Raw genomic sequence first — 13,247 nt, forward strand, 5'->3', positions numbered from 1 at the left:
TTGTCTCCTGCCAATTAATACATAAAGAATCTTATGTAATATATATATTGTAAAATTTTTTCAAATGCGCAACATTGACACTATGATAAGCCTCGCATTTTTAACTTAGTTTTCACATTTGCAGGATGAGGCTTTTTATTGCCAGCTGACGCGTTACGCCCAGCTCATCATAAGGTTATCGGGACACACATCCGCTTGTGCAGTGACGTTGCGCCCAGGCATGTAAAATAACTCGGCCATTCTTACCTTCCTTGCCCGACGGGCATGTGTTAAAAATGGTCGTTGTTTCAGGGAATTGAGTACAGAAAAGATTATGATTACTCACGCGGTCATATTTGCGCCTATCGGGCAGGTCAGTCGTTCAGACCAGATAGTCCAACGCCTTTCAAATGCCATTATCACGGGGTTGCTGGAGCCAAAAGAACAGCTCCCCAACGAAACTGATTTGGCAAAGATGATGGGTGTCTCACATATCACTATCAGGGAAGCGCTAAACACGCTTCGGGCTAATAATCTTATCCATACGGTTCGTGGTCGTAATGGCGGGAGTTTCGTTTGCGAAAATATTGATGGCAAAAATAGCGCCCTGCATCCGTTCAAGGCGATCAGTACGGATTATCTGTCTGATCTGGGTGAAATGCATTGCGCCATTATTAGCCATAGCGCGAGGCTGGCTTCCCGACGGATGACCGGTGCGGATATCGCCAAATTTCGCGAGTTTGTCGAGGTGCTCAGAAAGGCAAACTCACCTGAGCTGATGACCCAGGCCGATATGCGTTGTCTGCTGGCGATTGCCGCCAGTTCGCATTCAGCGCGACTGGCCAATCAGGAGCTGCAGGTTCAGGCTGAATGGGCATCGCTGGTGGCGATACTTTATCGCACAGACAGTATTCATGCAGAAATTATCGCGCTTTATTCGGCGCTGGCCGATGCGCTGGCTGCTCACAACGAGGCAGAGTCAGTACAGTTTGCCACGCAGATCATCGACACGTTTACCTACTACCTTATTGAAAAAAAGCTGAAATATAACTCGAACTGACAATCAGTGAAGGCAGGACAGACAATGAGCTCTTCGACATCCCTAAGCGCATTAATTCGTAAAATTGATGACATTACTGTTTCTACCGTAGATTCTACCGTTGCGCTGGCGAGGAGCATCCATGAGGCGATTTCAGGGGTACAAAAGGCCTCAGCCGAGGTCGTTCTCGACCCCTCAGTCAGATCCACCGTTCAACAGCACATCAAGCGCACGCTCAATAACAACCATTACTGCTCAGGGGCAGGATTCGCCAGCCATATTGAGAGCACCGCAACCACAAAAGAGTACTGGTTGCTGGAGTGGTGGTATAAGAAAGATAATGGTTTAAGCCAGGCGCATCTGGATTTGGATCAGGCCACGCAACAACGACTGGATTTCAGAACCTTTGAGTGGTTTAAGCATTCTCCTCCGGCAGGCAAAGCCTATATCCACGGCCCCTACGTCGACTATATTTGCAATATCTCCTATACCCTAACGTCAGCCGTCCCGGTCTACTACAACAACCAGTTTCTCGGTGTTGCCGCGGTCGATCTGCTGGTCAGTCAGATAGAAGCCGAACTGCTTTCCTGTGCCCATCCTGACTATGTGATTCTGACTAATCTGGAAAACAGGATCATTTTCTCCAGTTGGCCACGTTTTCGCGTGGGTGAATTGCTATCACCTGCAAACAGTACCGTGGTGTATCGGAGCGACTACTTTATCCTTTATCACTATCAAAACTAAGGGCCCGAAGGCCCTTAGTTTTTAGTTATCCTGCCCCATATTGAGCTTATTGGCGTAGGCAATGGCGTCGTTTTCCGGCGCCGCTGAACGACCAAACGGACGGGTCAGGAACATATAAATAAGCCCCGAGCCAACAACAATCGCCAGGCCGAACAGGACCGTCCAACGGTCGATGAAGTCGCTGCTGTCTGCCGGTTGCGCCAGTAACCAGATCCCGCACAATCCGTAAGCTAACGCCAGCACATTCACGATTACGCCCCAACCGCCAATGGTCCACTCCCCCGCCGGTTTCCAGCCTTTCAGACGCTGACGCAGCGCGGCCAGCACAACCATCTGGAACGAGATGTAAATCCCGATAACAGCAAACGCGGTGATACGCGACAGGTTATCTGGCTGGAAATAAACCCAAACGCAGATGATCACTGGCAGCAGGCAACTGACGACCATGGCATTATCCGGAACACCATTTTTAGAGATTTTGGCCATCCATTCACTTCCCGGCAGCATTCTGTCGCGGGAGAAAGAAAAGATAAGACGGCTTAACGCAGCCTGCAGAGACAAAATGCACGACAACATAGCGATAATTGCGACGACAATAAAGACAGTCGCGCCAGTTTCGCCCAGAGCTTCATTAAGGATTGCCGGGATCGGATCGGACGTTTTGCCATTCACGATACTGACCAGATTCGGTGAAGCCAGCAAATAACCCATAACAGAAATAATGGCGGAAATCGCGCCGAATACGATGCTTAAAATCATCGCCACCGGGATCTTTTTACTCGGATTCTGCACCTCTTCCGCAACGTTACCGCAGGCCTCAAAGCCAAAGAACATAAACAGTCCCATCAGCGCAGCAGACATAAATGCGGTGGAGTAGCTGCCGTCATGAGCCAGCACGCCCATCGAGTCAAAAATCACAGAGAACGGCTGTGAACGGTGGAAAATCAGCAGATAAATCCCCAGCGCGATCACGCTGACAATTTCACACCAGAAGCCAATTTTTGCCACCCGGGCCAGATTTTTAGTCCCGGACATATTAACGGCCATCATCAACAGCAGCAGCAGGACGGAAGTCACCAACATCGTGGCCGGCGTCTGACCATAGTGGAAGAGTGATTCAACAAACGTTGATGTATATTCCGCGATCGACGTAATGGTGACCACCAGCGCCCACAGGTAGATCCAGGCGGCGATCCACGCATACTTCTTGCCCCACAACCTTCTGGCCCAGGGGTAAAGCCCGCCGGTTATCGGATACTGGGAAGCGACCTCACCAAACACCAATGCCACCAAAAGTTGCCCACATGCGACGATTAAAATCCACCATACTGCGGGCGGCCCCGCCAGCGTTACGGCCAGTGCAAACAGCGAATAGACGGCAGTAAGCGGCGACAGGTAGGTAAAACCCAACGCAAAGTTTGAAATAAGACCGATCGAGCGATTGAACTGTTCTTTGCCATCTTTTTGAAAATTATCATTTTTCTTATCAGGTATCTGTTCCATATTGCTTTCTCTTTTGTGGAATAGTCGCAGGGTTGAACAATTAATGTATAAAAGATATTAAGTTATATGTATAGTGATTTTGTCGCAGATTTGTTAAAAATGATCGCGCATCACGTTAATGAAAAAGTGGAGATAAAACGGTAGAGAGAGCGAGGATTTTGCGGTATTTACAACCAATGATTCTTTAGCAATTGCGAACCATAGGCTATTTTGGCGGATAAATACGCACAGCGGATTGCGTTCGATGCTAAGTAGCAAGAATCGCTGCTGTTAAGCAACATTTTTGCAATATAATAACGTGATGTTAAACGCTGAACCTGAGCAGGTGAATGATGGAAATTGATCTCGATAATCTGGTCTTTGATGGACTGGAAGAAGCGCAAGAGCGTAACGCTGAACGTCTGGAAGATGCAGACAAGAAAGCGCAGGAAATTATTGCTGATAATGACTGCGGCGACGCCTGCAAAATCTGATTTCCAAACCGGCGCAATGCCGGTTTTTTATCGCCTGTTAACCCCACCCACTTCAGCCCGTATACCGTAAGGCCTCAATCAGTTGCGCAAAGGCGGCGGTATGTTGTTTTCGGCTGGGATAGTACAAATAATAGCCAGGGAAAGGTTCGCACCAGTCCTCCAACACTTTTTCCAATGCCCCCTCTGCAACAGCCTGCTCGACGGTGTCTTCCGGCACAAAAGCCAGCCCCATTCCCGCCATCGCTGCGCTAATTCGCGGGGGTAGATTGTTAAAAATAAGCTGCCCTTCCACCCGTACGCGCAAATCTTGCCCGTCTTTAGCAAACTCCCAGGCGTATAATCCGCCCAACGTCGGCATGCGCATGTTAATACAGCTATGATTTTGCAGGTCGTGAGGGGTTTTCGGTTTGCCATGACGAGCAAAATACGCCGGTGCCCCCACCACTACCATACGCCAGTCCGGGCCAATTCTGACGGCGACCATGTCTTTTGCCACCTGCTCACCGAGCCGAATACCCGCGTCATAACGGCCAGTCACAATATCCGTCAGACTATTGTCGATGGTCATTTCCACATTAACATCAGGGTAAGCCTGCAAAAATGGCTCCAGCGCGGGCCAGACGGTAGATTGCAATGCATGTTCGCCCAGCGTCAGGCGGATGTTACCGGCCACGCGCTGACGGACATCGGTTAATGCCAGCAGCTCTGTTTCAATGTCATCAAAACGCGGGCTGATACTGTTGATAAGCCGTTCTCCGGCGTCGGTCGGCGCAACGCTGCGCGTGGTGCGGGTCAGAAGCCGTACATCCAGCCGCTCTTCAAGCCCACGAATCGCATGGCTTAGCGCGGATTGCGAAACCCCAAGTTTTGCCGCTGCCCGGGTAAAACTACGCTCGCGGGCAACGATAATGAGATAATAGAGATCGTTAAAATTATCACGCAGCATGCTTATCCCCACTCCAGACCTGTTGTGATATATGGTACAGGTCCGGAGGGTATTCCAGTAGCATTTCTGGACATTAGCACAGCTCAATCTTATTCAAGCGTGCTCTCACACAAAAACAAAATGCGAATTATTACCAGGCTTATGCACGATTTTACCTTTCACTCATGCATTATTTTCACCCGCTATTAACACATCCTTCACTAATAACATTTTGTATATAGATAAGAATTTTTTCTTATTTTGTCCCAACCGTAAGTTATGGGAGCGTAAAAAGCACAAACCAAAAACTACAGGGATTTCATACAATGATGGCAACTAAAACTAACCGCGCTAAAAAAACACTGCTGGCATTGGGCGTGCTGCTGGCCTCAGGACTTACCGTCTCGCAGGTTCAGGCTGACCAACTGGCCGATATCAAAGCCGCAGGCGTCGTAAAAGTCGCGACATTTGACGCGAATCCTCCGTTTGGCTCCGTCGATGCCAAAACCCATAAGATTGTCGGCTACGACGTTGATTTTGCCGAAGCGCTGGCCAAATCCCTTGGTGTAAAACTGGAACTGGTAGCGACCAATCCGGCAAACCGCATTCCATTATTACAATCTGGTAAAGCTGATTTAATCGTCGCGGATATCACGATTACACCTGAACGGGCACAGGTAATAGATTTCTCCGTCCCTTATTTTGTTACCGGCCAGCAGTTCCTTGTGCCAGCAAAATCTCCGGATAAGCTCGATGAATACAGCAAAGCACGCATCGGCGCGGTAAAAGGCACTACTGGTGAACAGGCACTGCATCAACGCTTCCCGCAGTCGCGCGTGTTGGCCTACGACGATATCCCGCTGGCGTTAACCGCGCTACGCAACGGCAATGTTCAGGCCATTACCCAGGACAGTACGATTCTGGCCGGGTTATTAGGCGCTGCGCCGGATAAAGCTGATTTCAAAATTCTGCCGGACCTGCTGAGCAAAGAAGAGATCGGCGTGGGGGTGAAAAAAGGTGAGCCAGCGTTGTTAAAAGCCGTCAACGATGAACTTTTGAAGCTGGAATCTACCGGGCAGGCAGCCAAAATTTATGATGTCTGGTTTGGTCCTGAAACCAAAAATCCGCAAGCCCGCGCCTTTAAAATAGAAGCCAAGTAATATGCTCTCAGCCCTTTTTCCTCGATCCGCAGCTTCGGCTGCGGATTTTACCCATTTGCGCCAGGCGAGCGTCGAACTACGCAATGTGATTAAACAGTATGACGCTCACACCGTCCTTAACGGCGTTAGCCTGGCGGTTGAACCCGGTGAAGTGGTGACTATTCTGGGGCCTTCCGGCTCAGGAAAGTCCACTCTTATTCGTCTTATCAACCAGCTTGAGTCGCTCAGCGGTGGCGAAATCTTCATTGATGGTAAACCGATTGGCCAGTTGCGCGGGGCGGCGTTACGCCAGCTACGTAGCCGTATCGGTTTCGTATTTCAGCAATTCAATCTCTATTCGCACCTGACTGCGCTGCAGAACATCGCACTGGCGTTGGAATATGTTCACGGCTGGAACAAGACGGAAGCGGATCGTCGGGCACTTGAGTTGCTGGAAAAAGTGGGACTGGCGGAAAAAGCCAACGCCTATGCCGCGCAGTTGTCCGGTGGGCAGCAGCAGCGCGTGGCCATCGCCCGCGCACTGGCCTCGTCGCCACAAATTATTCTGTTTGATGAGCCCACTTCCGCGCTGGATCCGGAAATGATCGGCGAGGTATTACAGGTAATGAAATATTTGGCCCACAGCGGTATCACCATGATCGTCGTGACCCACGAAATGCATTTTGCCCGCGAAATTGCCGATCGGGTGGTTTTCATCGATGGTGGCGATATTCTGGAAGTGGCCGCGCCGGAGGATTTTTTCGTCCGACCACAGCACCCGAGAACCCAGCGTTTCCTGAAAAAAGTGCTCGACCCGTTACACCAGGAGTCATCGTCATAATGCATGCAATGGACTGGCAGGGAGTGCTGAGCGGGCAACCCCTGCAATGGATAATTTCCGGTTTTCTCACCACGCTCTGGGTGACGCTGGCAGGTATCGTGCTCGCCACGCTCATTGCCATCTCACTGCTCGGCCTGCGCCTGACGGGCAATCGTCTCGCTAAAGCGATGGTCGGGGTGTGGGTCTCGGTGTTTCGCAACACGCCTTTACTGGTGCAACTGATGTTCTGGTATTTTGCCGCCTGGAACTGGCTACCCCGTAACGTCATTAGCTTTATCAATGCCGATCATCCATGGTCAATTTTGCCGGGTGATGTCTGGTGGTTAACGCCGGAATTTATCTGTTCAGCATGGGGGTTGGGGGTATTTACCTCAGCATTTTTGGTTGAAGAGATCGCTTCGGGTTTACAGGCTGTTTCTGCCGGACAACGCGAGGCTGCCGTGACGCAGGGGTTTTCATCCTGGGCGATATTTCGTCACATTCTGCTGCCTCAGGGGCTGGCAAACGCCTGGCAACCGATTGTTGGGCAATATCTCAACCTGATGAAGCTTTCCTCGCTTGCCAGCGGTATTGGATTTGCTGAGCTCACCTACCAGGTACGGCAAATTGAGAGCTACAACGCGCACGCGCTGGAAGCCTTTGCCGTTGGCACTGCACTCTATCTGTTTACCGGCATCGTTCTGGGTATGCTGCTTACCCGTCTTGGCCCGCAGTCTGCGTCGGGTAAATCGTCAAAGATAAGAATGCGCATCTTCAGCGTCAGGAGCATACTGCATGATCGCTAATGTTTCGGTCATTACCGACAATCTTGACTATCTCCTGTGGGGACGTGTAGCTGAGGGGCAACCCGGTGGCGTCCTGCTCACTTTGCTGATGGCTATCGGTGCGGCATTGCTGGCGCTGCCTGGCGGGATCGTTCTTGCCTGTTGTGCCTGGCGATTTCCGGGCGCGGTTCGCAACGGATTGTTTATCTGGGCGGAATTTATTCGCGGCATTCCGCTCATCTTTGTGATTTTCTGGATGTGGTATTTGCTACCCATGCTGACCGGAAGCGATCTGCCCGGTGCCGTTACCGTGACGCTGGCGCTGGCATGGTTCACCGCCGCCTCGGTGATGCACTCGGTGTATGCTGGAATTAGCGCACTGCCTGGCGGGCAGTATGAAGCGGCAGTTGTTCAGGGTTTTCGCCCGGATCAGGCCCTGTGGCTTATCTTGCTGCCGCAGGTGCTGCGTAACGTACTGCCGTCGCTGACAGGGATTTTTATTGGGCTACTGAAGGACACGTCACTTGCGTTTATCGTTAACGTGCCGGAACTCACGACGGTTGCCGGTCAGGTTAACAGCCGGGTGCAAATTTACCCCGCAGCCATTTTTATCTTTACCGGGCTGGTTTATTACCTACTGTGCTTTAGCCTTGAAAAAATCACCCAGCGCCGATTCGCACTAAAATGACCTCTCGGCTCAACATTCCACGAACTGATGGTCTTCGTTGAGCCGATATTTCACGCCCGCCCGAATGTTATTTTCCCCTTCAACGGCAAGCGCAAAACGCATTCTTTCGCCATCGTGATAAGCCAGCGCCGCACATCCGCCGGGACCAAGAATTATCGAGTCGACAGCACCGGTACTGGCAACAACGGCGTTCTCTCCGCTGGCAATAATGTGGATATTGTCCGCGCAGTTAGCGATTTTCGCCTCTGCGCCAAAACAGGCCAGTTGGGTTAAATCACCGCTACTGGCAATCCGATTTCGGTCGCCGAGCGAACTGATACGTACGCGCATGCCGGTACTGGCGATACGCGTTCCGTCGCCCACACTGCTGATACGCGCCGAGTTTCCCGCAATCGCTATTCGCCCGCGATCGCCTGAACTGCCGATATGCGTGTTATAGCCTACACAGCCAATCCGTGCGCTGTAACCGGCACAGGCGATCTGTGCAGCATACCCGGCGCTGGCAATTTTAACGTTGTCACACGCACTGCTAAATCGGGCATAATCTTCCGCACTCGCCAACGGACGACTAGTTTCCCCCGCGGCTTGCTCACAGGAAATATTCCCCATTGCGTCAATATCCTGCTGAGCAAAACTCGCCTCTTCCCGCCATTTTGACCAGCCGTATTCCACCAGGCTATTTGCCCAATCGGTATACCCTTCCCGCTGGAGCGCACGATGAACATCGGCATAGCTTCCTCCTGCGGGAAACGCACGTAGAAACCAGCGGTACATGACGGGCCCAACACGCCAGGCCCGTAAGTCACTTCGCGTAATCATCATCGCTTAATGCCGGTGGTAGCCATCCACCATACACTTAAAGGTTTCGCCCGGCGTGCGCCCCGTAGTGCAGAGATAAAGATGCCCAAAAATGAAAAACAGACTGACTATTGCCAGCGCAAAGTGCGCCTGAAGCAGCCAGTAACGTACACCGGGGAACAGATCGCCGACAGCTACCGGGTAAAGCGATAACAATCCAGTGATCAGTAGCAGTGGCAACAAACCATACATCACGCCAACATAGGCCGCCTGCTGTAACGGATTAAATTTAGAGCGAGGTAAGGCCGGAAATGGGTGTGACTCGCCCTGCATAATGCCAAACAGGTAAAAACGAGTTTGTCTTTGCACACGAGCGATCCAGCCCTGACGTTGAATAATATAGTGATGTCCGTTGCCGCCAATCAGGTTGATCAGCACAAAACCAATCCAGCAGGCAAGTAGCAAAAAGCCGCAGACCTCATGAACGGTAAGCAGGCTTTTCATTACCGGTGCGCTAACGGCAGAGAAGTGATTGACCAGGCCACTGACAAGAAGCAACAGAAATAACAGTGCATTCGACCAGTGCCACAGGCGGACAGCCTTCGAATATAAATAGACCTTCTCGCCGTGCCCTGCCGACGCTTTATGCGCCGCCCGAAAGCGCAGCATGGCGTGAAGCGCCAGCACCAGCCACATTCCCACCAGCATTAACCCGGCAACGACTAACCACACAGGCCAGTAGTCCGGTGAAAACAGGGGAACATACTGTGCAAGCTGGGCGTGAAACTGTTCGGCATTCTGCGACGCGTTCATACATTTTCCTTTTTAATCAAATGTTGACCGAACCGACGATACAGATGGGGCTTCCCGGCGCCTGCAAGTTGATATTCGTAATACTTGTTTTCTCGCAACCAGGTCTGAATTTCCGGGCTATCTTCACGACCGAAAATCAGCGCATGTTCCGGGCAAGCGTTAACACAGATCGGAGGGAAACCTTTCGCTAGCCGAGATTCAGCGCAGAAGTCGCATTTATCCGCCACTTTGGTTTGCGGGTTGAGATAGCGCACCTGATAAGGACACGCGCCAATACAGTAACTGCAACCAATACAGCAAGACGTATCTACTCGCACAATACCGTTCTCATCTCGCCAGGAGGCACCGGTCGGACACACCTCAATACAAGGTGCATCATCACAATGCTGGCAGGACTGACGGAAGTAGTGATACAGCGTTTCGTTGTCGTTATCGGTTACCGGAATATGCGCTATCGACAAACGGCTGCCCTGGTCAGGTACATGGTTGGTTTTCCGGCATGCACGAGCGCAAATATTGCATCCGTTACACAGTGATTCGTCGTGAATCATGACGTAACGAACGGCTTTAGGGCTCCTGGTACTCGCTAACAGATTTTGACCTGGGCCGGTAAAAAAAATCACCGTCCCCATGCCAATGACAAATTTTCGTCGGGTGAAGGACATCGGGTTATCCTCTAATGCTGTGACAGTGGTCGTCCACACATTCCATGACATCAACCTGAAGAATTCAGGGGTTCTGATACTGCTCAACCTCAAGCCATTCACACAGGCCGTACGCTTTGCCATAACTCATAAAACGTTCGCTGAACAAATAAGGCTCCGCATTTGACGATTCCACAGTACGTATATCTGCGTAATCAGGGTGCGTTTCCATGGCCGTTAGCGCCGCTGAAATCTGCTGAGACTCAAAGCTGTACGGCGGTTGCGTCAACATGGCGACCTTATAGGGGCGAGGATACGTTTGACAGTCGAAGCGTACCGCCTCGGCAATCGCACGGCAGATGTCGTTTTCCACCACCTGCACGCACATGCCGGCGTAGTTTGCCGTCATGGTTTGCGTTGAGTAGAAATAGACATCTTCCGCACCCTGCACACGGGTGATATCCGCGTTATTCGCGTCCTGGCACAGCACATCCAGCAGCGCGGAGAGATCGGCTTCAGGGACCGAATAAGGTGGCTGCAGAAACACGCTGCGCGCCACCAGGTGCCCCGATGCCGAATGCTGGCGGATAAAATCTGCCACAATCGACTCCGGGCTGGCGACTTCCTGAACCTGCGGCGCAGTCACCCGCTCGACCGGCGGGTGAAACGCCTGTAACCAGTGTCTCTTTTGGCTATCAACCTCGTCAGGAAGCGCCCCAACGGGTGCCTGAACGTTGCTCACGTTAGTCATCTCGCGTTCCTTACGCTGGCAACAGATCCTGCGCAGCCAAATCGGCTGCCACGTCTTCAAGCCCTAGTCGGTTCAGGGTTTCGCGCGTTGGGCAACCCAACTCGGGATCCCAGCCCATTTCCTGATAGAACATCGTCAGTGACTGGCGCATATCCTCCCTGTCCATCTTGTCGGTGCCTTCGGTGAAGACCGGAATTTTCGGATCTTTATCAAACACCCAGGAGCAGATGAGATCGTGTTCATTACGCATATCTTTGGTTTGCATCAGTTTGACCGTATAGGCACGATGCAGGGTAAAGATGCGTTCAGCGGCCAGGTCCAGACTCGCCTGCGTGGTTTCATCACCGGTGACAGCCTGGAAGAATTTCGCTTCCAGATCCAAATCTCCGCGATAGTTGCGGCTCTTGAGTGGTGAAACCGTCATCGGCCAAACCCAGTTACACAGCGTAACCGCGTTATGCAGGCAGACTTTCAGCAGCGTCCATTTGGCATATTTGATCTTGGCGGCATTGATTGGGGTATAGTTTTTGGTCTCGTCGTAGGCGTCCTGCGACCCAAATAACTCGCCCGCCACTTCGCGCTGTAATTTCAGCGGCAAACCGGAACCGATGAAGTTGATATGGGTGTGCGCCATACAGTCACGGTTAAACATACAGTTGGTGATCGCCCCCACCTGCGCTGAGGCTTCGTTTGCATGATGGACCGGAAAACCAAACGGCGACCACAGTTTATTTTTGGCATAACCCCAGTACTCTTCGCCCAAATCCCAGCGTTCAGCAATGGCATACGAACCGTCCGCAAGATGACTGAGTTCCCCCACGCGATGCGCCAGTCGATAGTAAAAATCTTTGATAAAGTTAGGATCGCCCGCCTCCAGTTGATCCCAACGGATCTCCGCGTACTCTTCGGCTGGCAGCACGCGTTTAAAGACGCCTTTCGAATAACAGTAGGTAAAGTCACGGTGCAGCTGGCCGTAGTTACACCAGATACCGTAATCGTCAAACAGGTTCAGTCCGATCAGGTTCCCTACGACTCGCCCATCGTCTTTATCGTCAAAATCTTTCGGGCCATTGGGGAAAATGGTGGTGTGAACAAAGTTCGCCACGCAGGTGTTGCCGCCGGTACTCGGCACGCCAAAATCCTTCACCCGCGGGACATTGAGCTGCGACATACAACGAATAGGGCATGAATGGCAGCCGCTCATTTTGACCGTGTATTTTTCTGCGGCTGGACCCAGATCGAACACCGATTTATAGGTACGGAAACCCACTGTATTTTGGTTGCCCGGCGGGATTTCACCGGTTTCGATTGGCCCCCCTTCTGCCGCGCCCCAGAAAAGTCCCTTACGGGCTGTCCAGCGCGAGTTTGGCGAAGAGTATTCTGCCCAGGCCTGCGGGGTGCTTGGCACAACGTGGTTGTTGTTGGCGCCGATAAGCTCGGTCATCATGTAGTCATTGAGCCGCTTCATCTCTTTACGATCGGCAATGTTGACGCTTTTAGTCCCTTCTACCGCAATGGCTTTCAGGTTTTTCGAACCCATCACCGCACCTGTACCGGCGCCTCCGCTGTGGTTGCGGCTGTTGATCATGCAGGACAGCGGCACCAGATTCTCACCCGCCTGCCCAATAGCGGCAACGCAGGTTTCAGGGCTGGTAATCCGGCAAATCTCTTCGGTTGTGGCGCGAGTCCCCTTGCCCCACAAGAAATCGGCTTTTTCGATGCTGACTTTATCGTCTTTGATGTTGATCCAGACCGGTGATACGGACTTGCCTTCAATAATAATGGCGTCGTAACCGGCGAATTTCATTTGTGCAGCAAAGAAACCGCCCATATGGGCATCTACGACTAAGTTACCTTTGGTAAACGTCGATAAGGAGGTGATATTGACGCGGGAGCTACAGGGAGCGCCAGACCCCGTTAATGGTCCGGTGGCAAAAACTAGCTTATTCCCTTCATCAAAAGGCATGGTGCCTGGCGGGACTTCGTCGTACATAATTTTATAACCAAAGCCCATCCCACCGACAAATTTTTTAAATTTACTGGAATCTTCAAGGGTGATATTACCCGTGGTGAGATTGACCCGTAAAATATTACCTGTCCAACCATTAGCCATCATGTTTTCCTTTGCAAGAAGGTTTAATAGATA

General features: G+C 51.6%; 14 protein-coding genes. 7 read left to right on the plus strand and 7 right to left on the minus strand.

The window, feature by feature from the left end:
• Positions 1-313 precede the first annotated feature (313 nt).
• Complete coding sequence (locus OGY08_RS17015; RefSeq protein WP_008784630.1) at positions 314-1,039, plus strand: FadR/GntR family transcriptional regulator; 726 nt, start codon at positions 314-316, stop codon at positions 1,037-1,039.
• 24 nt (positions 1,040-1,063) lie between these two features.
• Positions 1,064-1,762 (plus strand): cache domain-containing protein, encoded by a 699-nt coding sequence (locus OGY08_RS17020; protein ID WP_103014626.1) that lies wholly within the window; start codon positions 1,064-1,066, stop codon positions 1,760-1,762.
• Between the two features lie 21 nt (positions 1,763-1,783).
• Here OGY08_RS17020 and OGY08_RS17025 read toward each other — a convergent pair whose 3' ends face one another.
• Complete coding sequence (locus tag OGY08_RS17025) at positions 1,784-3,265, minus strand: APC family permease (RefSeq protein ID WP_125363180.1); 1,482 nt, start codon at positions 3,263-3,265, stop codon at positions 1,784-1,786.
• A 332-nt stretch (positions 3,266-3,597) separates the two neighbouring features.
• Here OGY08_RS17025 and OGY08_RS17030 point away from each other — a divergent pair, with 332 nt between their 5' ends.
• On the plus strand, positions 3,598-3,738 hold the full coding sequence (locus tag OGY08_RS17030; protein WP_003832695.1) for a hypothetical protein: 141 nt from the start codon (positions 3,598-3,600) through the stop codon (positions 3,736-3,738).
• 52 nt (positions 3,739-3,790) lie between these two features.
• Here OGY08_RS17030 and OGY08_RS17035 read toward each other — a convergent pair whose 3' ends face one another.
• Positions 3,791-4,684: a LysR family transcriptional regulator gene (locus OGY08_RS17035; protein WP_125363179.1), complete on the minus strand. Its 894-nt coding sequence runs from the start codon at positions 4,682-4,684 to the stop codon at positions 3,791-3,793.
• Positions 4,685-4,989: 305 nt separating this feature from the next.
• Between OGY08_RS17035 and OGY08_RS17040 the strand changes: the two genes are divergently transcribed.
• The 4 genes from OGY08_RS17040 to OGY08_RS17055 are packed head-to-tail and all read left to right on the plus strand — an operon-like array spanning position 4,990 to position 8,095.
• The gene (locus tag OGY08_RS17040) at positions 4,990-5,823 is read left to right on the plus strand and encodes an ABC transporter substrate-binding protein (protein WP_020996433.1); all 834 of its coding nucleotides are present in this window, start codon (positions 4,990-4,992) and stop codon (positions 5,821-5,823) included.
• Position 5,824: 1 nt separating this feature from the next.
• On the plus strand, positions 5,825-6,643 hold the full coding sequence (locus tag OGY08_RS17045; protein ID WP_125363178.1) for an amino acid ABC transporter ATP-binding protein: 819 nt from the start codon (positions 5,825-5,827) through the stop codon (positions 6,641-6,643).
• Positions 6,643-7,428 carry an amino acid ABC transporter permease gene (locus OGY08_RS17050; RefSeq protein WP_125363177.1) on the plus strand — a complete coding sequence of 262 codons (786 nt, stop codon included), beginning with the start codon at positions 6,643-6,645 and terminating at the stop codon, positions 7,426-7,428. The genes OGY08_RS17045 and OGY08_RS17050 overlap by 1 nt, the downstream gene beginning before the upstream one ends.
• Positions 7,418-8,095, plus strand: coding sequence for an amino acid ABC transporter permease (locus tag OGY08_RS17055; protein WP_003832686.1), 678 nt, complete (start codon positions 7,418-7,420; stop codon positions 8,093-8,095). Before OGY08_RS17050 ends, OGY08_RS17055 begins: the two co-directional genes overlap by 11 nt.
• Before the next feature lie 9 nt (positions 8,096-8,104).
• Here OGY08_RS17055 and ydhT read toward each other — a convergent pair whose 3' ends face one another.
• The 5 genes from ydhT to OGY08_RS17080 all read right to left on the minus strand — a co-directional run bounded on the left by ydhT (position 8,105) and on the right by OGY08_RS17080 (position 13,214).
• Positions 8,105-8,917 (minus strand): protein YdhT, encoded by an 813-nt coding sequence (gene ydhT / locus OGY08_RS17060; protein WP_125363176.1) that lies wholly within the window; start codon positions 8,915-8,917, stop codon positions 8,105-8,107.
• 3 nt (positions 8,918-8,920) lie between these two features.
• Positions 8,921-9,706 (minus strand): thiosulfate reductase cytochrome B subunit, encoded by a 786-nt coding sequence (phsC, locus tag OGY08_RS17065; RefSeq protein WP_125363175.1) that lies wholly within the window; start codon positions 9,704-9,706, stop codon positions 8,921-8,923.
• Complete coding sequence (locus tag OGY08_RS17070; RefSeq protein WP_020996435.1) at positions 9,703-10,371, minus strand: 4Fe-4S dicluster domain-containing protein; 669 nt, start codon at positions 10,369-10,371, stop codon at positions 9,703-9,705. The genes phsC and OGY08_RS17070 overlap by 4 nt, the downstream gene beginning before the upstream one ends.
• 64 nt (positions 10,372-10,435) lie before the next feature.
• Positions 10,436-11,101 carry a YdhW family putative oxidoreductase system protein gene (locus OGY08_RS17075; RefSeq protein ID WP_125363174.1) on the minus strand — a complete coding sequence of 222 codons (666 nt, stop codon included), beginning with the start codon at positions 11,099-11,101 and terminating at the stop codon, positions 10,436-10,438.
• Between the two features lie 10 nt (positions 11,102-11,111).
• On the minus strand, positions 11,112-13,214 hold the full coding sequence (locus OGY08_RS17080) for an aldehyde ferredoxin oxidoreductase (protein WP_125363195.1): 2,103 nt from the start codon (positions 13,212-13,214) through the stop codon (positions 11,112-11,114).
• Positions 13,215-13,247 lie beyond the last annotated feature (33 nt).

This window comes from Citrobacter sp. Cpo069 (assembly GCF_030332785.1).
Taxonomy (GTDB): domain Bacteria; phylum Pseudomonadota; class Gammaproteobacteria; order Enterobacterales; family Enterobacteriaceae; genus Citrobacter; species Citrobacter portucalensis.

Excerpts from the sequence above, each read along its gene's own strand:
- OGY08_RS17015 (WP_008784630.1), top strand. The coding sequence starts at position 314 with ATGATTACTCACGCGGTCATATTTGCGCCTATCGGGCAGGTCAGTCGT.
- OGY08_RS17020 (WP_103014626.1), top strand. The coding sequence starts at position 1,064 with ATGAGCTCTTCGACATCCCTAAGCGCATTAATTCGTAAAATTGATGAC.
- OGY08_RS17025 (WP_125363180.1), bottom strand. The coding sequence starts at position 3,265 with ATGGAACAGATACCTGATAAGAAAAATGATAATTTTCAAAAAGATGGC.
- OGY08_RS17030 (WP_003832695.1), top strand. The coding sequence starts at position 3,598 with ATGGAAATTGATCTCGATAATCTGGTCTTTGATGGACTGGAAGAAGCG.
- OGY08_RS17035 (WP_125363179.1), bottom strand. The coding sequence starts at position 4,684 with ATGCTGCGTGATAATTTTAACGATCTCTATTATCTCATTATCGTTGCC.
- OGY08_RS17040 (WP_020996433.1), top strand. The coding sequence starts at position 4,990 with ATGATGGCAACTAAAACTAACCGCGCTAAAAAAACACTGCTGGCATTG.
- OGY08_RS17045 (WP_125363178.1), top strand. The coding sequence starts at position 5,825 with ATGCTCTCAGCCCTTTTTCCTCGATCCGCAGCTTCGGCTGCGGATTTT.
- OGY08_RS17050 (WP_125363177.1), top strand. The coding sequence starts at position 6,643 with ATGCATGCAATGGACTGGCAGGGAGTGCTGAGCGGGCAACCCCTGCAA.
- OGY08_RS17055 (WP_003832686.1), top strand. The coding sequence starts at position 7,418 with ATGATCGCTAATGTTTCGGTCATTACCGACAATCTTGACTATCTCCTG.
- ydhT (WP_125363176.1), bottom strand. The coding sequence starts at position 8,917 with ATGATGATTACGCGAAGTGACTTACGGGCCTGGCGTGTTGGGCCCGTC.
- phsC (WP_125363175.1), bottom strand. The coding sequence starts at position 9,706 with ATGAACGCGTCGCAGAATGCCGAACAGTTTCACGCCCAGCTTGCACAG.
- OGY08_RS17070 (WP_020996435.1), bottom strand. The coding sequence starts at position 10,371 with ATGTCCTTCACCCGACGAAAATTTGTCATTGGCATGGGGACGGTGATT.
- OGY08_RS17075 (WP_125363174.1), bottom strand. The coding sequence starts at position 11,101 with ATGACTAACGTGAGCAACGTTCAGGCACCCGTTGGGGCGCTTCCTGAC.
- OGY08_RS17080 (WP_125363195.1), bottom strand. The coding sequence starts at position 13,214 with ATGGCTAATGGTTGGACAGGTAATATTTTACGGGTCAATCTCACCACG.